General features: G+C 71.1%; 18 protein-coding genes. 3 read left to right on the top strand and 15 right to left on the bottom strand.

Annotated elements, in window-relative coordinates:
• Nucleotides 1-141: 141 nt before the first annotated feature.
• From GAS53_RS26515 to GAS53_RS26485, 7 genes are all read right to left on the bottom strand, one after another.
• A complete protein-coding gene (locus tag GAS53_RS26515) occupies nucleotides 142-651 on the bottom strand; it encodes an O-acetyl-ADP-ribose deacetylase (RefSeq protein WP_151480216.1) in 510 nt (169 codons plus the stop codon).
• Entirely contained in the window at nucleotides 648-2,057 is a 1,410-nt protein-coding gene (locus GAS53_RS26510; RefSeq protein WP_151480241.1) for a phytoene desaturase family protein, read from the bottom strand. The genes GAS53_RS26515 and GAS53_RS26510 overlap by 4 nt, the downstream gene beginning before the upstream one ends.
• 98 nt (nucleotides 2,058-2,155) lie before the next feature.
• A complete protein-coding gene (locus GAS53_RS26505) occupies nucleotides 2,156-3,001 on the bottom strand; it encodes an inositol monophosphatase family protein (RefSeq protein WP_151480215.1) in 846 nt (281 codons plus the stop codon).
• Between the two features lie 199 nt (nucleotides 3,002-3,200).
• Entirely contained in the window at nucleotides 3,201-5,039 is a 1,839-nt protein-coding gene (locus GAS53_RS26500) for a gamma-glutamyltransferase family protein (protein WP_225859092.1), read from the bottom strand.
• Nucleotides 5,040-5,052: 13 nt separating this feature from the next.
• Nucleotides 5,053-5,736 carry a DUF4232 domain-containing protein gene (locus tag GAS53_RS26495; RefSeq protein WP_192583288.1) on the bottom strand — a complete coding sequence of 228 codons (684 nt, stop codon included), beginning with the start codon at nucleotides 5,734-5,736 and terminating at the stop codon, nucleotides 5,053-5,055.
• Between the two features lie 81 nt (nucleotides 5,737-5,817).
• A complete protein-coding gene (locus GAS53_RS26490) occupies nucleotides 5,818-6,486 on the bottom strand; it encodes a response regulator (RefSeq protein WP_151480213.1) in 669 nt (222 codons plus the stop codon).
• On the bottom strand, nucleotides 6,483-7,583 hold the full coding sequence (locus GAS53_RS26485; protein WP_151480212.1) for a sensor histidine kinase: 1,101 nt from the start codon (nucleotides 7,581-7,583) through the stop codon (nucleotides 6,483-6,485). Before GAS53_RS26485 ends, GAS53_RS26490 begins: the two co-directional genes overlap by 4 nt.
• 167 nt (nucleotides 7,584-7,750) lie before the next feature.
• Here GAS53_RS26485 and GAS53_RS26480 point away from each other — a divergent pair, with 167 nt between their 5' ends.
• The 3 genes from GAS53_RS26480 (at nucleotide 7,751) to GAS53_RS26470 (ending at nucleotide 10,380) form a co-directional block, all read left to right on the top strand.
• Complete coding sequence (locus tag GAS53_RS26480) at nucleotides 7,751-8,755, top strand: carboxymuconolactone decarboxylase family protein (protein WP_151480211.1); 1,005 nt, start codon at nucleotides 7,751-7,753, stop codon at nucleotides 8,753-8,755.
• A complete protein-coding gene (locus GAS53_RS26475; protein WP_192583287.1) occupies nucleotides 8,752-9,576 on the top strand; it encodes a class I SAM-dependent methyltransferase in 825 nt (274 codons plus the stop codon). Before GAS53_RS26480 ends, GAS53_RS26475 begins: the two co-directional genes overlap by 4 nt.
• Nucleotides 9,577-9,729: 153 nt before the next feature.
• Nucleotides 9,730-10,380, top strand: a complete 651-nt coding sequence (locus GAS53_RS26470; protein ID WP_151480210.1) for a hypothetical protein — start codon at nucleotides 9,730-9,732, stop codon at nucleotides 10,378-10,380.
• Between the two features lie 28 nt (nucleotides 10,381-10,408).
• Here the strand turns inward: GAS53_RS26470 and GAS53_RS26465 are convergent, their stop codons facing one another.
• The 8 genes from GAS53_RS26465 to GAS53_RS26430 all read right to left on the bottom strand — a co-directional run bounded on the left by GAS53_RS26465 (nucleotide 10,409) and on the right by GAS53_RS26430 (nucleotide 21,347).
• Nucleotides 10,409-11,989, bottom strand: a complete 1,581-nt coding sequence (locus tag GAS53_RS26465) for an NCS1 family nucleobase:cation symporter-1 (protein ID WP_151480209.1) — start codon at nucleotides 11,987-11,989, stop codon at nucleotides 10,409-10,411.
• A 183-nt stretch (nucleotides 11,990-12,172) separates the two neighbouring features.
• On the bottom strand, nucleotides 12,173-13,192 hold the full coding sequence (locus GAS53_RS26460; RefSeq protein ID WP_151480208.1) for a TIGR03842 family LLM class F420-dependent oxidoreductase: 1,020 nt from the start codon (nucleotides 13,190-13,192) through the stop codon (nucleotides 12,173-12,175).
• 12 nt (nucleotides 13,193-13,204) lie between these two features.
• Nucleotides 13,205-14,608, bottom strand: coding sequence for a dihydropyrimidinase (gene hydA, locus GAS53_RS26455; RefSeq protein ID WP_151480207.1), 1,404 nt, complete (start codon nucleotides 14,606-14,608; stop codon nucleotides 13,205-13,207).
• Between the two features lie 141 nt (nucleotides 14,609-14,749).
• Entirely contained in the window at nucleotides 14,750-15,592 is an 843-nt protein-coding gene (locus tag GAS53_RS26450; protein ID WP_151480206.1) for a nitrilase-related carbon-nitrogen hydrolase, read from the bottom strand.
• A gap of 155 nt (nucleotides 15,593-15,747) precedes the next feature.
• A complete protein-coding gene (locus tag GAS53_RS26445; protein ID WP_151480205.1) occupies nucleotides 15,748-17,325 on the bottom strand; it encodes a PucR family transcriptional regulator in 1,578 nt (525 codons plus the stop codon).
• A 130-nt stretch (nucleotides 17,326-17,455) separates the two neighbouring features.
• Nucleotides 17,456-18,754: an aspartate aminotransferase family protein gene (locus GAS53_RS26440; protein WP_151480204.1), complete on the bottom strand. Its 1,299-nt coding sequence runs from the start codon at nucleotides 18,752-18,754 to the stop codon at nucleotides 17,456-17,458.
• Nucleotides 18,751-19,593 carry a nitrilase-related carbon-nitrogen hydrolase gene (locus GAS53_RS26435; RefSeq protein WP_151480203.1) on the bottom strand — a complete coding sequence of 281 codons (843 nt, stop codon included), beginning with the start codon at nucleotides 19,591-19,593 and terminating at the stop codon, nucleotides 18,751-18,753. The genes GAS53_RS26440 and GAS53_RS26435 overlap by 4 nt, the downstream gene beginning before the upstream one ends.
• A gap of 212 nt (nucleotides 19,594-19,805) precedes the next feature.
• Entirely contained in the window at nucleotides 19,806-21,347 is a 1,542-nt protein-coding gene (locus GAS53_RS26430) for a hypothetical protein (RefSeq protein WP_151480202.1), read from the bottom strand.
• Between the last annotated feature and the right edge of the window lie 141 nt (nucleotides 21,348-21,488).

Below are 21,488 nucleotides of genomic sequence, written 5' to 3'. Positions count from 1 at the left end.
TGCTGTCGGACTCTGTGTGATCGTGAGGGTGACGGCCTCGCGCAGGTCCCGTCGGTGGACCTGCGCGGCAAACGCCTCGTATCAGCCAACCTGCGCCGTGAGCGCCTCGTATCAGCCGACCTGCTCCACGAGCGCCCCGTATCAGCCGACCTGCGCCGCGAACGCCTCGTACGCCCGCTCGTCGAAGAGGACGAACCTGACCTCGGTGACCGCCGTTTCGGTATCGCGCACCGTCCCGACCGCGATGCGGGCGGCGTCCTCCATCGGCCAGCCGTAGATACCGGCGGAGACGGCCGGGAACGCGACGGTCCGCGCGCCGAGCTCGTCGGCGACTCGCAGTGATTCCCGGTAGCAGGAGGCCAGCAGCTCCGAGCGGTCTTCGCTCTGGCTGAAGACGGGGCCGACGGTGTGGATCACCCAGCGGGCGTCCAGCTTGCCCGCGGTGGTGGCGATGGCCTGACCGGTCGGCAGGCCCTTGCCGTAGTGGGAGGCGCGGAGTTTGCGGCACTCGGCGAGGATCTCGGGACCCCCGCGGCGGTGGATGGCGCCGTCCACGCCTCCGCCGCCCAGCAGGGAGGAGTTCGCGGCGTTGACGATCGCGTCCACGCTCTGCTGTGTGATGTCGCCCTGGACGAGCTCGATGGCCGTCATGACTGGCGCAGCCTCCTCCACACGGCCTTGGCCGCGTTGTGCCCCGACATTCCGTGGACGCCGGGCCCCGGCGGGGTGGCCGAGGAGCAGATGAACACCGCCGGATGCGGGGTGCTGTACGGGAACAGGGACAGCTTGGGCCGCAGCATCAGCTGCAGGCCGGAGGCCGCGCCGCAGGCGATGTCACCGCCCACGTAGTTGGCGTTGCGGACGGCGAGTTCCGGCGGGCCCGCCGTGGCGCGGGCCAGGACGCGGTCCCGGAAACCGGGTGCGAACCGCTCCAGCTGGCGCTCGATGGCGTCCGTGAGATCCCCGGTCCAGCCGTTCGGAACGTGGCCGTACGCCCAGAACACGTGCTTGCCGTCGGGTGCCCGGGTCGGGTCGACGACGCTGGGCTGCACGGTGATCAGGAACGGCGCGTCGGGGGCCCGGCCCTCCCGGGACGCCGCTCGCAGGGCGGTCCCGATTTCCTTGCTGCTGGCGCCGACCTGCACCGTGCCGGCGGTGCGCGGCTCCTTCGCGGTCCACGGCACCGGTCCGTCGAGGGCGTAGTCGATCTTGAAGACGCCTGCCCCGTACCGGTACCGCTCGTAGTACCGCCCGAAGCCCGCGATCCGGCTCAGCGCGGCAGGCGAGGTGTCGAAGACGTACGCGCGCGCGGGCGGCAGGTCGTCGAGACGCTTGACCTCGTAGTCGGTGTGGACGCTGCCGCCTAGGTCCTTGAGGTACGCGGTGAGCGCGTCGGAGATCGACTGGGAGCCGCCGCGGGCGACGGGCCAGCCGCGGGCGTGCGCGGCCAGCGCGAAGACGAGGCCGACGGCACCGGTCGCGAGCCCGCCCAGCGGAGCCATGACGTGCGCGACCAGTCCGGCGAACAGGGCCTTGGCCCGCTCGTCGCGGAACCTGCGCATCAGCCACGTCGAGGGCGGCAGGCCGACCAGTCCGAAGCGGGCGAGGGTGACCGGGTCGCGGGGCAGCGCGGTGAGCGGCAGCGACATGAAGTCCCGCGCCAGGGTGTCCCATTTGTAGGTGAAGGGCTCGACGAGCCTGCGGTACGCGCCCGCGTCGCGCGGTCCGAACGAGGCCGCCGTCTCGGCCACGGAGCGCGACAGCACAGCCGCCGTGCCGTCCAGGAAGGGGTGTGCCATGGGCAGTTCGGGCTGGAGCCACTCCAGGCCGTACCGCCCGAGGGGCATCGCCTTGAACGCGGGTGAGTTGATGCCCAGGGGATGCGCCGCCGAACACGGGTCGTGCCGGAAGCCGGGCAGGGTCAGCTCCTCGGTGCGGGCGCCCCCACCGACCGTGTCGCGCGCCTCGAAGACGGCCACGGAGAAGCCGCGGCGGGCCAGCTCCACGGCAGCCGTCAGTCCGTTCGGCCCCGCACCCACCACGACGGCATCGAGCATCGACGGCACCTTCGGACTCCTTTGTCAGCCGATGGCCACTGGGGATCAGGATATGCCGGGCCTCCTACAGCCCCGCCTCAGCCCCGCCGCGCCACGGGTCAGGCTCCGCCCGACAGCAGTCCCACCACACGGCGGGCCGTGGCCGCGTCCCGCGCCGCCGTGAACGGCAGCGCGTTGCCGCCGGTTATCCGGAACGGCTCTCCGGCGAGCGTCAGATGCGCGCCGCCCGCCTCCTCGACGAGCAGGATCCCCGCCGCGTGGTCCCAGGCTGCTTCCCAGCTGAACGCCGTGGCGTCCAACTCGCCCCGGGCGACGGCAAGATACTCCAGCCCGGCCGAACCGCACGCGCGCGGGCCGACACCCTCGGTCCAAAGGCCGAGGAGCGCGCGCTTCTGGTCGTCCGTCGTGTAGTCAGGGTGCGAGTGGGCCACTTCAAGGTCGCGGCCGGGGGTGGGCGAGCCGGCGCGGAGGGGTTCGCCGTCGAGAAGGGCGCCCCGGCCCCGGACGGCGACGGCGAGTTGGTCACGGGCCGGTGCGTACGTCCATGACGCCAGCAGGACCCCGCCCTGCGCGAGCGCGACCAGTGTGCAGAAGCCGGGGTCGCCGTGGACGAACTGGCGGGTGCCGTCGACCGGGTCGACGATCCAGACCGGCGCCTCGCCCTTGAGCGCCTCGTACGTCACCGGGTTGGCGTGGACCGCCTCCTCGCCCACCACGACCGAGCCGGGCAGCAGCTTGACGAGCGCCTCGGTGAGGTACTCCTCGGCCTTGCGGTCGGCGTCCGTGACCAGGTCGTGCGGGCCGCTCTTCTCGTCGATCTCGTGCGCCGCGAGCTGCCGGAAGCGCGGCATGATCTCGGCGGCGGCCGCCTTGCGGACGGCCTCTTCTACGTCGGTGGTGCGGTGGGCGAGAAACTCGTCGATGGTTTCGATGTCTCCGATCATGACTCCATGAGAGCACGCGCCACTGACAATCCCCACCCGGCCGGTGCATCACGGGTGGAATCACCATGAACAACCGGGGTTCGGAGATCAGCGCCAGGACGTCAGTGCCGCGAGACCGACGCCGAGAGGGCCGACGCCAGGTGGGCACCGGGAGGTCGGCGTCACCGGGTCAGCGCGGCGCGGGCCAGCGGGGCGCGGGTCAGCGCCCGACCGCGTACCCCTGCATTCCGCGCGGATTCGCCGCCGCCGACAGCACGCCGGTCCGCGGGTCGCGCGCCACCGCGCACAGCCGTCCCTCGGACCAGGCCTCGCCGACGATCACGTCGTGGCCTCGGCGGCGCAGTTCCTCGACGACGTCCGGCTCCGTGCGGGACTCGACGGTGACGCTGCCGGGGCGCATGCCGCGCGGGTAGAACGAGCCGGGGAAGCTGTCGTTGTGCCAGTTCGGCGCGTCGATGGCGCCCTGGAGGTCCAGGCCGCCGCGTACCTCCGCGCGCAGGGCGACGGCCAGGAAGAAGTGCAGCTGCCACTGGTCCTGCTGGTCGCCGCCGGGCGTGCCGAACGCCATGACCGGCACGCCGTCCCGCAGCGCGAGCGAGGGTGTGAGCGTCGTACGCGGACGGCGGCCCGGCGTGAGGGAGTTGGGCAGTCCCTCCTCCAGCCAGGCCATCTGGAGCCGGGTGCCGAGCGGGAATCCCAGCTCGGGCACGACCGGGTTGGACTGCAGCCAGCCGCCGCTGGGTGTGGCGGCGACCATGTTGCCCCAGCGGTCGACGATGTCCAGGTGGCAGGTGTCGCCCCGGGTACCGCCGTCCGCCGAGACATCCGGCTCTCCGGGCACGGGGGACGTCGGCCGCTTGGCGACGGTCGGCTCCCCCGCCCCCGGTACCCCGAGCGCGTCGAACCCGGCCTCCCCAGCGGCCACCACGCGCGCGTGCCCGCTGAGCCGCGGGATCCGGCCTCCGGGGCTGCCCGGCCGCAGCTCGTAGGAGGCCTTCTCGCCGACCAGGGCCCGGCGCGCGGCGTTGTACTCCTCCGACAGCAGCTCCCGCAGGGGCACCTCGTCCGCGTCCCCGTACCAGGCCTCCCGGTCGGCCATCGCGAGCTTGCAGCCCTCGATCAGCAGGTGCACGTACTCGGCGGAGCCGTACCGCGGCAGCTCCGGCGGCAGCAGGGCCAGCTGCTGGAGGAGCGCCGGGCCCTGGCTCCAGGGACCGGCCTTGCACAGGGTCCAGCCCCGCCAGTCGTATGTGGCCGGGGCTTCGTAGGACGCGGACCAGGCGGCCAGGTCGGCGGCCGTCAGCGTGCCGGCGTGACGTTCGCCGCTGGTGTCCGTCGTGGGCCGGCCCGCCTGCCGTACCAGTGCCTCGGCGATGAAGCCCTCGCGCCAGATCCGCCGCGCGGCCTCGATCTGCGCGATCCGGTCCTCACCCGCCTGGGCGGCCTCCGAGATCAGCCGCTTCCAGGTCGCGGCCAGCGCGGGATTCCGGAACAGCTCGCCCGGTGTCGGGGGCCGCCCGCCCGGCAGGTACACGTCGGCCGACGACGTCCACTCGGTCTCGAAGAGCTCCCGTACCGTCTCGACGGTCTCGCCGACGCGCACCATGGGCGCGTGCCCGTCCTCGGCGTACCCGATGGCGTACTTCAGGACATCCGCGAGGGACTTCGTGCCGTGGTCGCGCAGGAGCAGCATCCACGCGTCGAAGGCGCCCGGTACGGCGGCCGCGAGGGGCCCGGTACCGGGTACGAGATCCAAACCGAGTGCCCTGTAGTGGGCGATCGTGGCTCCGGCCGGTGCCACGCCCTGCCCGCACAGCACCCGTACCTGCCCGCCCGCGGGGGCGAGGATGATCGGCACCTCGCCGGCGGGCCCGTTGAGGTGCGGCTCAACGACGTGCAGCACGAAACCCGCGGCGACGGCGGCGTCGTACGCGTTGCCGCCGTCCTCCAGCACGGCCATCGCCGACTGCGAGGCGAGCCAGTGCGTGGAGGACACCATCCCGAAGGTGCCCTGGAGAGTGGGGCGGGTCGTGAACACGGGGAACTCCTCACTACGGGGCGGCCGTCGGCCGATCGTACGCAGGCTCCCGCTCTCCCGGCTCCGAGGGCTGCCAGGCCGTCGTCCCCAGGATGTTCTCCGGGCCTATGTCGAGGGGGTGGGGCGGGCGTACCGTCACGGTGTCCTGCCCCTTCTCCGGGGCGACCCGGAGGTACACGCCGTCCTCGGCGTGCATCCGCCAGTACAGGGACGCGTGTGCGGTCTCGCCCGGGTCGAGGGTCAGCGGTCGAGGGCCGGGGTCCTCCGGTGCCATGGACACCTCGTCGGTGCCTTCGACGGTCCGTACGCCCGGGAAGGGGTCGCCCGAAGCGTCGAGGACGGTGATGTCGGGGTAGCCGTTCAACTTGTACGGGCGGTCACCGCAGTTGGTGACGTCGAGCCCCATGGCGCGCAGGCCCATGGCCGCGTCCCCTGCGTCGGCCCGGAAGCGCAGGCCGGACGGCGGGCAGTCCTCGGCCTGCTGGTCGGGTACGGCTGGAGACGGCCTGGGGGTCGCGGACGGGGGCGGGGGCGGCACTATCGCCAGGGTCTGCGTCGGTGTGGGCTTGCGTTCGGGGTTGCTTTCACGGTCCAGTTCGGCGGAGAGCCCGCACCCGCTCGCACCCAGCACGAGCAGCAGCACCAGCGGGCCGGCGAGGGCGGCGCTGCGGACGGGCCTCGGGCGTATCGCGATCACGCGCCGATCATCACACGAGAGCTCGACGGAAGCCGTCACTCCGCCCCACCGCGTGCCGACATTCCGCCACTCTTCGTGCCGTCACTCCGCCCGCTCCCGTGCCGTGACCAGCCCCGACTCGTAAGCGAACACGACCAGTTGGGCACGGTCGCGCGCGGCGAGTTTGGTCATCGCGCGGCTGATGTGGGTCTTGGCCGTGAAGGGGCTGATGACCATGTGGGCGGCGATCTCCTCGTTGGTGAGACCGCGGGCGGCGAGCGCGGTGACCTCGCGCTCGCGGCGGGTGAGGCATTCCAGGCCGGGTGCGCTGGCCCGGTCCGGTGGCCTGGACACGAACTCGCCGATCAGCGTGCGCGTGACGGACGGCGACAGCAGTGCCTCGCCGCGCGCGACGACCTCGATGGCCTGGAGCAGGTCGGCGGGCTCGGTGTCCTTCAGCAGGAACCCGCTGGCACCGGCCCGCAGCGCCTCGAAGACGTACTCGTCCAGGCCGTAGTTGGTCAGAATCACCACGCGCACGCCCGCCAGTTCGGGGTCGGCGGCGATGCGGCGGGTCGCCTCGATGCCTGTCATCACCGGCATCTGGACGTCGACGAGGGCGATGTCCGGGACGTGCGCGCGCACCAGCTCCAGGCCCTGCGCCCCGTCGGCGGCCTCGCCGACCACCTCGATGCCGTCCTCAGCGTCCAGGAGGGCCCGGAACCCGGCGCGCATGAGGGCCTGGTCGTCGATCAGCGCGACCCGGATCACACGTGCTCCAGCGGCAGTCGGGCCCGTACCGAGAAGCCGCCTTCCGCGCGCGGGCCGACGTACAGCGAGCCACCGAGCGCCGTGACGCGTTCGCGCATACCGGTGAGCCCGGTGCCCTCGGCGGTCGGCCGGGACGGGTCGGCGGTGCCGTCGTCGTCCACGCATATCGCCAACTCGCCCTCGCCGTACCGTAGTTGGACCGCCACCTTGGCGGGTCCTGCGTGCCTGGCGGCGTTCGTGAGGGCCTCCTGGACGATGCGGTACGCGGCACGGTCCACGGTCGCCGCCAGCGGACGCTCGTGGCCGGAGACGGTCAGGTCCACCGCGAGGCCTGCCGCGCGGGCGCGCTCCACGAGGAGGGCCGGGGTGCCGGTCGGCTCGTCGGTGCGCAACACCTCCAGGGTGGCGCGCAGTTCGCGCATGGCCTCGCCGCCGGCCTCCTGGATGGCGAGCAGGGCCGGGGGTATCTCCTCGCCGCGCTTGCGCGCGAGGTGGACGGCGACGCCCGCCTGGAGCTTGACGATCGAGATGCTGTGGGTGAGCGAGTCGTGCAACTCCCGCGCGATCCGCAGGCGTTCCTCGCCCGCCCGGCGCAGGGCGGCTTCCTCGCGGGTGCGTTCGGCCTCCAGGGCGCGCTGTTCGGTCTGGCGCAGATACGCCTGCCAGTTGCGTCCGGCGAGGCCGGTGACGACCGCGCACAGGAACCAGCCCGCGAGCAGGGCGGTCCGCTCGACCGTGTCCTGTGTCGTGGGGCCCGTCGCGAGATATCCCCCGAGGAACACGGCACTCGCGACCGCGCCCACGCCTCGATGCCCCGCCTGGGCCGCCGTGTGGACGGCGGCCACCACCGGGAGGGCCGACAAGGGGCTGGGGTGGGCGTGCAGCACATAGCCGGTCAGGGCGGCCGTGGTGACGGCGAGGACCGCGCGGGGTGCCTTGCGGTACGCGGCCAGCGCGAGCGAACCGGCCACCATCAGCACGTAGTCGACCGCCGCGGTGTCCTCGTCGAAGGCCGCCGCGGACACGACGACGGCGCCGATCACGATGGCGAGCGCCGCGTCGGCGAGCCGCCTGAGTGTGGCCTGGTCCCCGTGCATGTCCGTACGGTAGACCGCCGCACCGACAGAGGCGTCAGCCCTGTGGACGGCCCCACGACTACTCCCGGCGCAGTAGTCCGTCGTGCGAGGCGGTCGCGTCGGCGCACCGCCAACTGCCTTCGGCCGTACGACGCCCGGAGGCACCCGCGGGAGCCAGTGTTCTTCTCATGACTTCACCCTTCCGCTACACCGAGCCCATCCCGCCCAAGGCCGCCACCGGCCGCACCGCCGCCGTCTACGCGCAGCTCGCCGAGGACTTCGGCATCGAGGACGCCTCCCCCTTCGTCGCCCTCTCCTCCGCCCCCGAACTCCTCGCCCCCGCCTGGGCCTTGCTGCGTGAGTCCCTGATCGCGGGCGAAGGCAGCCGCACCGGCAAGGAGTTGGCCGCCGTGGGAGTGTCGCGCGCCAACAAATGCCCGTTCTGCGTGGACGCGCACACCATGCTGCTGCACGCCACCGGCGACCACGCCCTCGCGGAACGCCTGGCGCACGGGAAACCCCCGGAGAACGAGGAGCACGCGCGCGTGCTCGCCTGGGGCGAGGCGACCCGCACCCCTGGCAGCGCGGACGTCGCGACGCTCCCCTTCCCAGCCGAGCACACACCCGGGTATGTGGGGACCGCCCTCTCCTTCCACTTCATCAACCGGATCGTCTCGTCCCTCGTGACCGAGAACTTGCTACCGGGCAACGCCCAGCGTTTCAGGGTGGTCCGCAGCCTGGGCGGCCGTTCGCTGGCGAGGACCGTACGCCGCCGCGTCGCCCCGGGCGCGAGCCTCGCCCTCCTCGACGACCCGGGCCGCGGCCCGTCCTGGGCGGCGGGCACGACGGTCGGCCCGGCGTACGCGGCGCTGCGGACGGCGGCCACGGCAGGCGCCGGCCTGCTGACCGACGCCGACCAGGCCCTCGTACGGGAGGTCGTCGCGGCGTGGGACGGCACGCATCAGCCGCTGGTGTGGGACGCCCTGCCGGACCGCGAGGACCGGCCCGGAGCCCGGCTGGCGATGCTGGCCGCGCTGGCTCCGTACCGCATCACGGACGAGGACGTGGCGGCCTGGAAGAAGCCGCCGTACACGGATCACTGTCTGGTGCATCTCATCGCGTACGGCGCGTTCGCCGCCGTCGACCGCATCGAGCGCGCCCTGCCGCTTCGCGTCCACGAGGAGACCGCGTGACCGAGACCGGCAACTCCCGCCAGTCGCAGGCCTGGAACGGCCCCCTCGGCCACCACTGGGCCGCCCACCAGGAGCGCTACGACGCGATGCTGTCCCGCGTCAACGACGCACTGTTCGAGGGTGCGGCGATCAAGCCGGGCGACCGTGTCCTGGACGTCGGCTGCGGCGCCGGCGCGACGACCCGGATCGCGGCCCGGCTGACCGCCCACGGACACGCCGTCGGCGTCGACATCTCGGCGCCGCTCCTCGACAGGGCCCGTGCGAGCACCGCCGCCGAAGGCATCACGAACGCCGCGTACGAACACGCGGACGCGCAGCTGCGCCGCTTCCCGCCCGCCGGATACGACGTGGTCATCAGCCGGGGCGGAGTGATGTTCTTCGCCGACCACACGGCCGCCTTCCGGAATCTCGCGCGGGCGCTGCGCCCCGGGGGACGGCTCGCGTTCATCTGTCCGCAGCCGGCCGGTCCTGACTCCGAGGAGGCGCGGGCGTTCAGCCTCCTCGGCAAGCTCCTCGGGGAGGAGGCACCCGACCCGGACAGGGCCGCCGCCCACATCGCGATGGCCTCTTTGTCCGACCCTGATCGCATTCGTGAAGTGCTCCGGGGCTACGACGACATCGACGTGGCCCCGGTGACCGTCGAGACCGTGTGGGGCCAGGACGCCGCCGACGCCGTCGACTTCATCCTCTCCCGTACGCCGGGGCGTACGGTCTCCGACGCCACGCGGGCGGCGCTGGAGGACACCCTGCGCCCGTACGACACCGGCAGCGGGGTGCGCCTGCGGGCCGGCGTCTGGCGTGTGACGGCGACGCGGCCCTGAGGCTGAGGGGATCACGGGCCGTCAGGAGTGAGTCACTGTCACCGCGCGGGCACGGAGCGAGTTCGCACTTCCGCCCCACAGAGAGTCATGTGACACTGGCGTCCCGTCCGCAGTGCGGACTCCTCCGCACCATCCCCCACGAGAAGTGCGCCAGTGCGTTCCCTTCCTCTCGCTCTCACCGTGCGTCTGCTGCCTGTTGTCGTGCTCGCCTCGGCCGGTTGGGCGCTGTCGTCCGGGCCGTTCGCCGCGACTCCGACCGCGGAGAAGAAACCCGCCGCCGCCGGGGAGTCCCCGTCCGCGCCGTCGACCGCCGCGGCGAGCCGCACGTACCGCAGCGCGCCCGCGCCCTGCGGGGGCGTGACGAAGAAGACGGTGACCTCGCTGGTGCCGGGCGCCAAGACGGCCGGCAAGGAGATCCCCTCGACCGACGAGTCGCTGCGCCGCACCTGCTCCTGGAACGCGCTCAAGGGCTTCGACTACCGCTGGCTCGACGTTTCGTACGAAATCAAGAAATCCGACCAGACGGCCGAAGCCGCCTACAAGCAGCGCACGACGGAGAAGAGCGGCGGAGGGGCAGTGCCCGGTCTCGGGGACGCCGCCTACTCGGTGGTGAACCTCACCACCGAGGACAAGCAGCAGACGCGCGAAGGCTCGGTGTTCGTCCGCGCGTCCAACGCCCTAGTGGTCATCACGTACAACGGCAGTGACTTCGAGTCGAAGAAGGCGCCCAGTACGGACGAGATCAACAAGGGCGCCATCAAGGCCGCCAAGGAGGCGATGGCCGCGCTGGAGGCCGCTCAGTAGAGCCGGCCTCCAGCGCGCCCCGCCGTCGTCAGACGACCGCCTTGTCCGCGGGTTCCTCCCGCACCTCCCGCTCCTGCCGTCCGAGCGGCGCCATCAGGGCGACGTACAGGATGAGCGACGAGGCGAGGCCGATCGCCCATCCGTAGTCGGCGAGGGGCTTGAGGAACGGGATGAGTCCGTCGACCGGGAACGGGCCGAGCTTCTCGCCTTTCGCGTCGACGTTCGAGTACGAGCCGCCGACGGCCAGGACACCGCCGACCGCGAAGGCCAGCACCGCCCGCCAGTTCCAGCCGTTCGTGTACCAGTAGCGTCCGCCGGCCGTGTAGAGGTCGGCGAGGTGCAGGACCGTACGGCGGATGATCCAGTAGTCGGCGATCAGGATGCCCGCGACCGTGCCGAGCAGACCGCCGACCACTCCGAGCCAGGTGAAGATGTAGAACTCGGGGGTGGAGATCAGCTTCCACGGGAAGATCAGGATGCCGATGACACCCGTGATCAGCGCGCCCGTACGGAAGTTGATGAACTTCGGGGCCAGGTTGGACAGGTCGTAGGCCGGGGAGACCACGTTCGCCGCGATGTTCACGGAGACCGTGGCGATCAGCACGATGAAGAGCGCGAAGAGCAGACCGAACGTGTTGTCCGTCTTGGCCGCGAGGGCCACCGGGTCCCAGATCGCCTCGCCGTAGACGACCTCGGAGCCGGAGGTGACCAGCACGGCGAGGACCGCGAAGAGCGTCATCGTCGTGGGCAGGCCCAGGGACTGGCCCCAGGTCTGCGCCTTCTGGCTTGCGCCGAACCGCGTGAAGTCGGGGATGTTGAGGGACAGGGTCGCCCAGAAGCCGATCATGCCCATCAGGGACGGGAAGAAGACCGGCCAGAAGTCGGCGCCCCAGCCGAGCTTCGAGGGCTGGTCGAGCAGCGCGCCGAAGCCGTCAGCCTTGATGGCGATCCAGATGAGCAGCACGAACGCGCCGACGATCACGACGGGCGCGGCCCAGTTCTCGAAGTGCCGCAGGAAGTCCATGCCGCGGTAGATGATCGCGATCTGCAGGGCCCAGAAGAGGATGAAGCAGAGCCACAGCGGCCACGGGTTGCCCGCGATCTTCCCCGCGTTCTCCCACTCGCCGCCGGTCAGTTTGGAGCCCAGGGCGAAGATGCCGCTGCCGCCGATCCAGGTCTGGATGCCGAACCAGCCGCAGGCCACGGCCGCCCGGATCAGCGCCGGGATGTTGGCTCCCCGGAGACCGAAGGAGGCGCGGGCGAGTACGGGGAAGGGGATGCCGTACTTGGGTCCCGCGTGCCCGGTGGCCAGCATCGGCAGCAGCACGATGATGTTGGCCAGCGCGATCGTGAAGACGGCCTGCTTCCAGTCCATGCCGAGGGCGACCAGGCCGGAGGCCAGGGTCCAGCTGGGGATGCAGTGGGCCATGGAGATCCACAGGGCCGCGAAGTTGTACGTCGTCCACTTGCGCTCGGAGACCGGGACGGGACGCAGGTCCTCGTTGGCGAAGGGACTGTCGGCGGGGAAGGCCCCCGGGCTGAGTTCGATCCGGCCGTCGGCGTCGGCGGACTGGGATATCGGCGGCCCCGTGGGGACGGTTTCGGTCATGGGCAGGCCAATCAATGAGGCGGGACGGGAGAGGCCGTGCGGGTGGCGCCGTGGGGGAGGTGGTGCGGTGGTGCGGTCCCCTTCCCGGGGAGGTGGGAAGGGGACGACTTGAGTGGATGAAGCAGATGGAGCAGGTGGAGCGGGTTGATGGATGGGTTGACCATCAACACCTGAAACCGGTCATCAACCGTTGACGGCAGGAATGACCGTTGATCCATACGCTTCGATGACCGCCTCTTGAGCGTCATGCATGTCGTACAGAGCGAACTGGTCGACGCCCAGCGCACGCAGGGCGTTCAACTTCTCGATGTGCTGCTCGACCGTGCCGATCAGGCAGAACCGGTCAACGATCTCGTCGGGCACGAACTGGGTGTCGGGGTTGCCGCTGCGTCCGTGGTGCGAGTAGTCGTAGCCCTCGCGGGCCTTGATGTAGTCGGTGAGCTCGTCGGGCACGGCGGCGGAGTGCTCGCCGTACTTGGAGACGAGGTCGGCGACGTGGTTGCCGACCATGCCGCCGAACCAGCGGCACTGCTCACGCGCGTGGGCGAGCGCCTCGGGCGAGTCGTCCTCGGTGATGTACGCGGGCGCGGCCACGCAGATCTTGACGTCGTCGGGGTCGCGGCCGGCGGCGACGGCCGCGTCCTTCACGGCCTTGACCATGTACTCGGTCAGATACAGATCGGCGAGCTGGAGGATGAAGCCGTCCGCCTCCTCGCCCGTCATCTTCAGGGCCTTGGGACCGTACGCGGCCATCCAGACCGGGAGTTCGGCGCCCGGCTGGATCCACGGGAACTTGATCACCGTACCGCCGAGGTCCGCCTCGTCACCACGCCCCAGCGCGCGGATCACCTTCATGGCCTCGCTGATCCGCGCGAGCGTGTTCGGCTTGCGCCCGGCCACGCGCATCGCCGAGTCGCCGCGCCCGATGCCGCACACCGTGCGGTTGCCGAACATGTCGTTGAGCGTGGCGAAGGTCGAGGCGGTGACCTCCCAGGTGCGGGTGCCCGGGTTGGTGACCATCGGGCCGACCTTCAGCTTCGACGTGTTGGAGAGGATCTGGCTGTAGATCACGAACGGCTCCTGCCAGAGCACGGCGGAGTCGAAGGTCCAGCCGTACGTGAAGCCGTTGCGCTCGGCCCGCTTCATCAGGCTGATGACGCGGGAGGCGGGCGGGTCGGTCTGCAGGACGAGTCCGAAGTCCATGGTGCGCCACTCCTAGTTCAGGTACTGACAGGTGGAGCGGGGGGTGTAGACGCCGTGCCCGGCGCGGCCCGTGAACTCCCGCTCGGTGATGACGGGTTCGCCCCGCGACAGAACCGTCTCGACGCGGCCGGTGGTCCGCTTGCCCTCGTACGCCGAGTAGTCGACGTTCATGTGGTGGGTCTCGGCGGACATGACCTGCTCGGCGCCCGGGTCGTAGATGACGACGTCCGCGTCGGCGCCCGGCGCGATCGTCCCCTTCTTCGGGTACAGGCCGAACATCCGGGCCGGAGTGGCGCAGGCGATCTCGATCCAGCGGCGGCGCGAGATGTGTCCGTCGACGACGGCCTGGTGGAGCAGGTCCATGCGGTTCTCGACGCCCGGCAGACCGTTGGGGATCTTCGAGAAGTCGCCCCGGCCCAGCTCCTTCTGACCGACGAAGCAGAAGGGGCAGTGGTCGGTGGAGACCACCTGGAGGTCGTTGGTGCGCAGGCCACGCCACAGGTACTTCTGGTGTTCCTTCGGGCGAAGTGGCGTACTGCATACGTACTTCGAGCCCTCGAAGTCGGGCTCCGCGAGGTTGTCCGTGGACAGGAACAGATACTGCGGGCAGGTCTCGCCGAAGACGTTCAGGCCCTCGTCGCGCGCCCGTGCCAGCTCGGCGACTGCCTCCTGCGCCGAGACGTGCACGACGTACAGCGGGGCGCCCGCGACCTGGGCGAGCTTGATGGCGCGGTGGGTGGCCTCGGCCTCGAGGAGAGCCTTGCGGACCTCGCCGTGATACCTGGGATCGGTCTCACCGCGGGCCAGTGCCTGCTCCACCAGCACGTCGATCGCGATGCCGTTCTCCGCGTGCATCATGATCAGGCCGCCGTTCTCGGCGGAGCGCTGCATGGCGCGCAGGATCTGGCCGTCGTCGCTGTAGAAGACGCCGGGGTAGGCCATGAACTGCTTGAAGGAGGTGACGCCCTCCTCGACCAGCAGGTCCATCTCCTTGAGCGTGTCCTGGTTGACGTCGGAGACGATCATGTGGAAGGCGTAGTCGATGGCGCACTTGCCGTCGGCCTTGGCGTTCCAGGCGTCGAGCCCCTCGCGCAGGGAGTGGCCGACGCTCTGCACCGCGAAGTCGATGATCGTGGTCGTGCCGCCCCAGGCCGCGGCCCGGGTGCCCGTCTCGAAGGAGTCGGAGGCGAAGGTGCCGCCGAACGGCAGCTCCATATGGGTGTGGGCGTCGACGCCGCCCGGGATCACGTACTTGCCGGTGGCGTCGATGGTCCGCTCGGCCGTCCAGGCCTCGGCGGCGGGGGTGCCGCTCGCGGCGAGGGCGGCGATGCGGCCGTCCTCTACGAGGACGTCCGCGTGGAGTTCGTCGGACGCGGTGATGACTAGGCCACCGCGGATGACGGTACGGCTGCTCATGGTTCCTCTCCTGTCGTGGGCACCCCGGTGGAATGCGGTCCGGAACGTGCGGGTGCGTCGTGGCTGGTCGCGCAGTTCCCCGCGCCCCTTACGGGGCACGGGTCGCCGGTGTCCCCGACTGAGCCCCGATCGGAGCCCCGGTCAGGGAGCCGTCAGCGGCTCGTACGCGTCCGGGCGGCGGTCGCGGTAGAACTGCCAGCGGTCGCGGACCTCGCGGAGCTTGGCCATGTCCAGGTCGCGGACGACGAGTTCGGTCTCCTTGTCGCTCGCCACCTCGCCGACGAACTGCGCCTCCGGGTCCACGAAGTACGAGGTCCCGTAGAAATCGTTGGGGCCCAGCTCCTCCACGCCCACGCGGTTGATCGCGCCCACGAAGTACTCGTTGGCGACGGCCGAGGCCGGCTGCTCCAACTGCCAGAGATAGGCGGAGAGTCCGCGTGAGGTGGCCGACGGATTGAAGACGATCTCGGCCCCGGCGAGGCCGAGCGCGCGCCAGCCCTCCGGGAAGTGCCGGTCGTAGCAGATGTAGACGCCGATCCTGCCGACGGCGGTGTCGAAGATCGGCCAACCGCCGTTGCCGGGGCGGAAGTAGAACTTCTCCCAGAAGCCCTCGACCTGCGGGATGTGGGTCTTGCGGTACTTGCCGAGGTACGAGCCGTCGGCGTCGATCACCGCCGCGGTGTTGTAGAGGACGCCGGGCTGCTCCTCCTCGTACATCGGCAGGACGAGGACGATGCCCAGTTCCCTGGCGAGCGCCTGGAAGCGCTGGACGATCGGGCCCTCGGGGATCTGTTCCGCGTACTCGTAGAACGCCTTGTCCTGGACCTGGCAGAAGTAGGGCCCGTAGAACAGCTCCTGGAAACACAGGACCTGAGCACCCTGTGCGGCCGCGTCGCGGGCCGCCTGCTCGTGGACCTGGATCATCGATTCCTTGTCGCCCGTCCACGCGGTCTGGAAGACGGCGGCGCGGATCACTCTGCTCATCGGGACCTCCGGTCGCTCGGTGTGCGGCGAGCTTAGGAAGGCTGGAGAGCTGGATTGAGTTGCAGAGTGTCACGTCTACAGGCGCGTGGCGTTCCACGGTGTCACCCTTGCTTCGACCCATGTTTCACCACCGTTTTCGCAGGTCTTCCCATGTTTCAGTGCTGTTGCGCGTCGTGTGCGAGGAGGGCGATGTGCACGGACGCGGCCTGCTCGAAGTCGTCGAGGTCGACCCCGAGCCGGGCCTCTATCGCCTCCAGCCGCCGGTACAGCGCGGGCCGTGAGACGTGGTGGAGCTGCGCGGTACGCGACTTGTTGCGGCCGGTGGCGAGATAGGTGCGCAACACCGGCAGCAGGTCCGACTCCCCGTCGGCCCCGCACAGCAGCCCGTCCAGTTCCCGTTCAGCGAAGGACTGGACGTGCGGATCGTCCCGCAGCAGCCGGATCAGCCCGCGCAGGTGTACGTCCCGCAGCCGCACCACGACCGGCAGGTCGAGGTCGGTGGGGCTCTCGGCGACGGCGTCGGCCACGTGCTGGGCCTCGCGCAGCCCGGCGGGGACGTCGTCCCACCCGGTCCGCGCGTCCGCGGCGGCGACGACCGATTTCCCCGCCCCCGCCTTGCCGCCGCCCGATTCCGTACGCAGCCGGGTGGCGAAGTGCGCGGCGAGCGCCTCCGCGTCCTGGTCCCTGGCCAGGCTCAGCAGCACGGCAGTGGCCCCGTCCGCGAGCTCGGCGACGAGCCCTGGCAGACCCAACAGGCGCAGTACACGGTCGAGTTGGGCCGCCTCTCCGTCCCGTACGACCAAGGGTACGAACGTCCGGCGGTTGACGGGCAGCCCGGCCGCCCGGGCCCGGGGCAGGAGCTGCCGGGCCGGTACGACTCCGGAGACGAGGTCGGTGAGCAGGCCCTGCGCGGACTGCTCCTCCCAGGAGTGCGCGGAGCCGCCGCCGAGCATGCGGTGCAGGATCAGGGCCTCGGCGGCGCGGTCGGCGAGCAGCCGCCCGGTGGCCGCGTCACCGCGGTAGCCGCACAGGACTATGCGGCCCCAGCGCTCGCCGCGTCCGCCCAGCTCGGCACGGATCCAGCCGTCGCCCTCGCTGCCGCCGGCCTGCCGCGCGATGCGCTCCCAGTCGCGCAGCACGTCGTCGACCGCGGACCGCTCCCCCGCCGTGGCGAGGACGCGGTGGGCGAGGTTGGTGACGACGACGGGGCACGCGCTGTGCGAGGCGATCTCGTCGAGCATCCGCTGCAGCGGGGCGCCCGCCGTGATGAGCCCGGTCAGCGCCGTCCGTACGGACTCCGAGAGGCTGACGGCCGCGAACTTCCGTCGTACGAGCCTGGATTGGACCTCTTCGGTCAAGTCCGCGAAGGGGAACGGACGATGGAGCACCACCATCGGCAGCCCACACCGCTCGGCCGCCCGGCGCATCACGTCCGGCGGTGTGGGGAAGGCCCGGCCGAGTCCGAGGACGACGGCAGAGGCCTCCGCGCGGTGCAGTGAGCGGATGTACTCGGCCTGGGCCTCCGGGTCGCCGGCGAGCAGCACACCGGTGGTGAGGACCATCTCGCCGCCGCTGAGCATCACGCCGACGTCGGCGGCCTCGGCGACGTGCACCCAGCGCACGAGCCGGTCCAGCTGGCTCGCGCCGGCCACCACCTCGGGCTCTCCGGCGAGCACCCGCTCCAGGCTGAGGACCTGGCGGACCGACAGGGCGGGTTCCAAGGCGGTGGGCATGATTCCCCTTTTTGTGGCTCGGTTCGCCTCCGGGGCGCAGAAGCCTGTGTCGAGAGGCCGATCGTGCTCGACCCTCCTTCGTCGGGCGCTCCGCGCGATCGGCCTCTCGACACAGGCGCGCCCCTTCAGCTCACTCGCCCTGCGGCTGGACACTCCTCAGCGCCCGCTCGAGGATCGCGGCGCCCTCCTCGGCCTCCGCGACGGTGAGCGTCAGTGGTGGGGCGATGCGCAGGACGCTGGTGTTGTGACCGCCGCCCTTGCCGATCAACAGTCCTTCCTGGCGGGCCGCTTCGAGCACGGCGGCAGCCGCTTTCAGGTCGGCTTGGTCCGTGCCGGGCCTCACCAGCTCGACGCCGATCATGAGGCCCCGGCCGCGGACCTCCCGTACGCCCGGCAGCTGCGCGGCGATGGCCCGCAGCCGCTCGATGAGCAGTCCGCCGACGCGGCGGGCGTTGCCCTGGAGATCGTGTTCCAGGAGGTACGTGAGGTTGGCGAGGCCCGCGGCCATGGTGATCTGGGTGCCGCCGAAGGTGGAGATGGAGTTGGAGTCGAGGCAGTTCATGATCTCGGCGCGGGCCACGACCCCGCCGATGGACATGCCGTTGCCGATGCCCTTGGCGAAGGTCAGCATGTCCGGGGGTCCTGAGGCGCCGTGTGCCTGCCAGCCCCAGAAGTTGTCGCCGGTCCTGCCCCAGCCGGTCTGCACCTCGTCGGCGATCCACAGGATGCCGCGCTCCTGGAGGACCTCGCGGAACGCCGCGTACAGGCCGTCCGGCGGTGCGGTGAAGCCGCCGACGCCCTGGATCGGTTCGGCGATCAGGGCCGCGGGCGCGCGGACGTGGCCGAGCAGGTCCTCCAGGTCGGCGACGCAGGCCGCGATGAAGTCGGCGTCGTCGAGATCGGCGTACGGGCCGCGGGTGCGGACGCCGCCGTGCACGTACAGCGTCTGGAGGGGCGAGAGGCTGGTCGGCGACCAGCCCTTGTTGCCGGTGATGCCGACCGCGCTGAACGAGCGGCCGTGGTAGCTGTTGCGCATCGCCAGGATCTGGTTGCTGCGGCGGTACGCGGTGGCGAGGAGGAGGGCGGTGTCGTTGGCCTCCGTGCCGGAGGTCGTGAAGAACACCCGCGCGTCCGGGATGCCCGACAGCTTGGCGATCCGCTCGGCCAGGTCGACCATCGGCCGGTTGAGGTACAGCGTGGACGAGTGGATGATCCGCCCGGCCTGCTCGCTGACGGCCTTCGTCACCTCGGGCAGGGCGTGCGCGGTCATCGTGGTGAGGATGCCGCCGAAGAAGTCGAGGTACTTGTTGCCCTCGGCGTCCCAGACGTGCCGGCCCTCGCCGTGGGTGAGCTCGAGGGGGTCCTCGTAGTAGAGGGCGAGCCAGTCGGGGAGCACGGCCCGGTGGCGCTGGTACAGGTCCTTGGTCACGGCTGCACCAGCCCTTCGTACGCGTCCGGACGGCGGTCCCGGTAGAAGGCCCACTGCTGGCGGACCTCCTCGATCAGGTCGAAGTCGAGGTCACGGACGATGAGTTCCTCGGTCTTGTCGCTCGCGGTCTCGCCGACGAACTGGCCGCGCGGGTCGACGAAGTACGACGTCCCGTAGAAGTCGTTGTCGCCGTACTCCTCCTCGCCGACCCGGTTGATCGCGGCGATGAAGTACTCGTTGGCGACCGCGGCGGCCGGCTGCTCCAGCTGCCAGAGATGGGCGGAGAGGCCCCGGGATGTCGCCGACGGGTTGTAGACGAGTTGCGCGCCGTTCAGACCGAGCTGACGCCAGCCCTCCGGGAAGTGGCGGTCGTAGCAGATGTATACGCCGACCTTGCCGACCGCGGTGTCGAAGACGGGCCAGCCGAGGTTGCCCGGTTTGAAGTAGTACTTCTCCCAGAAGCCCTTGACCTGGGGGATGTGGTGTTTGCGGTACTTGCCGAGGTACGTGCCGTCGGCGTCGATCACCGCGGCGGTGTTGAAGTAGAAGCCGGACTGTTCGACCTCGAAGACCGGGACGACGACGACCATGCCGGTTTCCCGGGCCAGTTCCTGCATACGGGTGACTGTGGGGCCGTCCGGTACGGGCTCCGCCCAGCGGTAGTGCTCCGGCTCCTGGACCTGGCAGAAGTAGGGGGCGTTGAAGACTTCCTGGAATCCGATGATCTTCGCGCCCTGACGGGCCGCCTCGCGGGCGTGCTCCTCGTGCTTGGCGACCATGGATGCGGTGTCGCCGGTCCAGGTGGCCTGGACCAGAGCGGCGCGTACGACGTTGGCCATGAGCTGCTCCTTCGACGGGACGTCAGAGAGCCTCTACGCCCGTAGATGGCGGTCGTAGAGCCCCGAAAGTAAGCCTCGGCGCTGCGCTGGGCAAGACCATCGTCGTTAACCGGGGGAGTCGATCATGTTTCCTACCTCCTGTGGGTTAGTGGGAGGTGGGGTGGGTGATGGTCAGTGGGCGAGTGCGCGAACCTTCCCGTGCCCCTGTCACCTCAAGCCGTGTAGCCCGCCACCCTGAGGGCGTGGACCAGGTCCCAGTGGCGTTGCTCTGAGACGTGGCGGGCCGCTTCGAGGAGGAGGGGGGCCAGGCGGGGTGGGTCGGCGTCGACGCTGCGGACGGCTTCTTCGGGGGTGCGGATGCGGACGTATGCGTCGAGCAGGGCACGGACCTCGCGGTGGCGGCCCTCCTCGACGAGGCCCAGAATGGCCTCGCCGATCTCCGGGGCGGGGCGTACGACACCCTGGCGCAGCATCTGCTGGCCGTCCGCCGTGCGGCCGGCGGCCACGAGCGCGTCGGCCGCGGCGACCAACCGGTCGGCGGGCAGGGAGGCCGCCTCCCACAGGAGGGTGGCCCAGTCGGCACCGAGACCCGCGCGGTGGAGTTCGGCGGCGAGGAGCGGAAAGCGGGCAGCGGGCCAGTACGCGGCCTCGACGAGCACGGCGTGCGCCTCGCCGCTGCGGCCCTCGCGGCGCAGCCGGACGAGCGACTTGACGGTCTCGACGGTGCCCCGCCGGGCCTCGTCGTCCAGGGGCTCGCGCCGCTTCTTCGGCCGCTCGGCCTCCTGGGGGACCCCGGCGAAACGGGCCCCGCGCAGGGTGCGGTCCGCGGTGGGCGGAACGGGCATCGCCGGGACAGCGGTGGCGGCGTCCTCTTCCATCATCCCGGCGAAACGGGCGCTGCCTCGGGCGCGGCGCTTGGAGCGTTGCTTGGAAGCCCGGGTCTCGGGGGGCGGCGCTTCAGCCTCCGGAACGGCCTCAGGAACTGCAGGAGCCTCCTGGACGGCGGGCGAGGCGGTGGCCATGGGCTGCGAGAAGGCGTCGTGGGCCGGAGCCGAGCCCTGCCCGGCACTGCGCTCCGCGGACGCGTCGCGCCAGAGGTCCGGCCAGTCGTCCTCGTCCGGTGCGGACCGCTGCGCGCCCACACGCTCGCCGGTGCCACGGCCGGCCTGCGGTTCCTCGACCCGGAACACTCCCCCGTCGTCGCCCGGCGGGATGGTCAGGGGCCCCTGCCCGTGTCCGCCCATCGTGCGCCGGTCCAACTCGTCCATCCGCGCACGGAGTTCGGCGCAGCGGGCCGTCGCGCGGTCGTGGTCGTCGCGGGCCCAGGCCAGGTCGAGGCGGATGGAGTCCGCTGCCTCCTGGGTGGCGGCCATACGGAGCGACCGGCCCAGCTCCGAAAGCCGTTCGGCGGCGTAGCGCTGTTCGCGGAGCATGACGTCGAGGCGGTCACTGAGGGCGTCGCGGCCGCCGGGCCGTGCGTCGTACGCGGCGAGGGCGGCGCCGTGCAGCGCCCGCGCCCGCTCGGACTCCTGGGCGGCGGCCCGTTCGCCGTACTCAGTGGCGAGGTCATGGAGGATCGCCTCCACGACGTCCCAGGGCGGTACCTCGGAGCCGTCCAGGCAGGCCCGCATCCCGTCGGGATCGCGCTGCCAGAACACACCGCACCAGCCGCCGCCCTGGTTGAGCCTGGACAGCAGGCCATCGAGATACTGCGCGAACTCCCGCACCTGGCCCGGGAGTTGTTCCACCGCCATTACGTTCACCCCACGCCAGACTGGAGTACTCCGGTCCGATAGAAAACACCGTTCGTGTTACGGAACCGCTACGACGAGTTTTCGACCCGGACGCAGTGTGCGGTCACCCACTCGGAACGTGACGTGAGCCGCGCGCAAATG

It is taken from the genome of Streptomyces albicerus (assembly GCF_008905045.1).
GTDB classification, from domain to species: domain Bacteria; phylum Actinomycetota; class Actinomycetes; order Streptomycetales; family Streptomycetaceae; genus Streptomyces; species Streptomyces albicerus.
This window is presented reverse-complemented; position numbering and strand designations above follow the sequence as displayed.

Excerpts from the sequence above, each read along its gene's own strand:
- GAS53_RS26515 (WP_151480216.1), bottom strand. The coding sequence starts at position 651 with ATGACGGCCATCGAGCTCGTCCAGGGCGACATCACACAGCAGAGCGTG.
- GAS53_RS26510 (WP_151480241.1), bottom strand. The coding sequence starts at position 2,057 with ATGCTCGATGCCGTCGTGGTGGGTGCGGGGCCGAACGGACTGACGGCT.
- GAS53_RS26505 (WP_151480215.1), bottom strand. The coding sequence starts at position 3,001 with ATGATCGGAGACATCGAAACCATCGACGAGTTTCTCGCCCACCGCACC.
- GAS53_RS26485 (WP_151480212.1), bottom strand. The coding sequence starts at position 7,583 with ATGCACGGGGACCAGGCCACACTCAGGCGGCTCGCCGACGCGGCGCTC.
- GAS53_RS26480 (WP_151480211.1), top strand. The coding sequence starts at position 7,751 with ATGACTTCACCCTTCCGCTACACCGAGCCCATCCCGCCCAAGGCCGCC.
- GAS53_RS26465 (WP_151480209.1), bottom strand. The coding sequence starts at position 11,989 with ATGACCGAAACCGTCCCCACGGGGCCGCCGATATCCCAGTCCGCCGAC.
- GAS53_RS26460 (WP_151480208.1), bottom strand. The coding sequence starts at position 13,192 with ATGGACTTCGGACTCGTCCTGCAGACCGACCCGCCCGCCTCCCGCGTC.
- hydA (WP_151480207.1), bottom strand. The coding sequence starts at position 14,608 with ATGAGCAGCCGTACCGTCATCCGCGGTGGCCTAGTCATCACCGCGTCC.
- GAS53_RS26450 (WP_151480206.1), bottom strand. The coding sequence starts at position 15,592 with ATGAGCAGAGTGATCCGCGCCGCCGTCTTCCAGACCGCGTGGACGGGC.
- GAS53_RS26445 (WP_151480205.1), bottom strand. The coding sequence starts at position 17,325 with ATGCCCACCGCCTTGGAACCCGCCCTGTCGGTCCGCCAGGTCCTCAGC.
- GAS53_RS26435 (WP_151480203.1), bottom strand. The coding sequence starts at position 19,593 with ATGGCCAACGTCGTACGCGCCGCTCTGGTCCAGGCCACCTGGACCGGC.
- GAS53_RS26430 (WP_151480202.1), bottom strand. The coding sequence starts at position 21,347 with ATGGCGGTGGAACAACTCCCGGGCCAGGTGCGGGAGTTCGCGCAGTAT.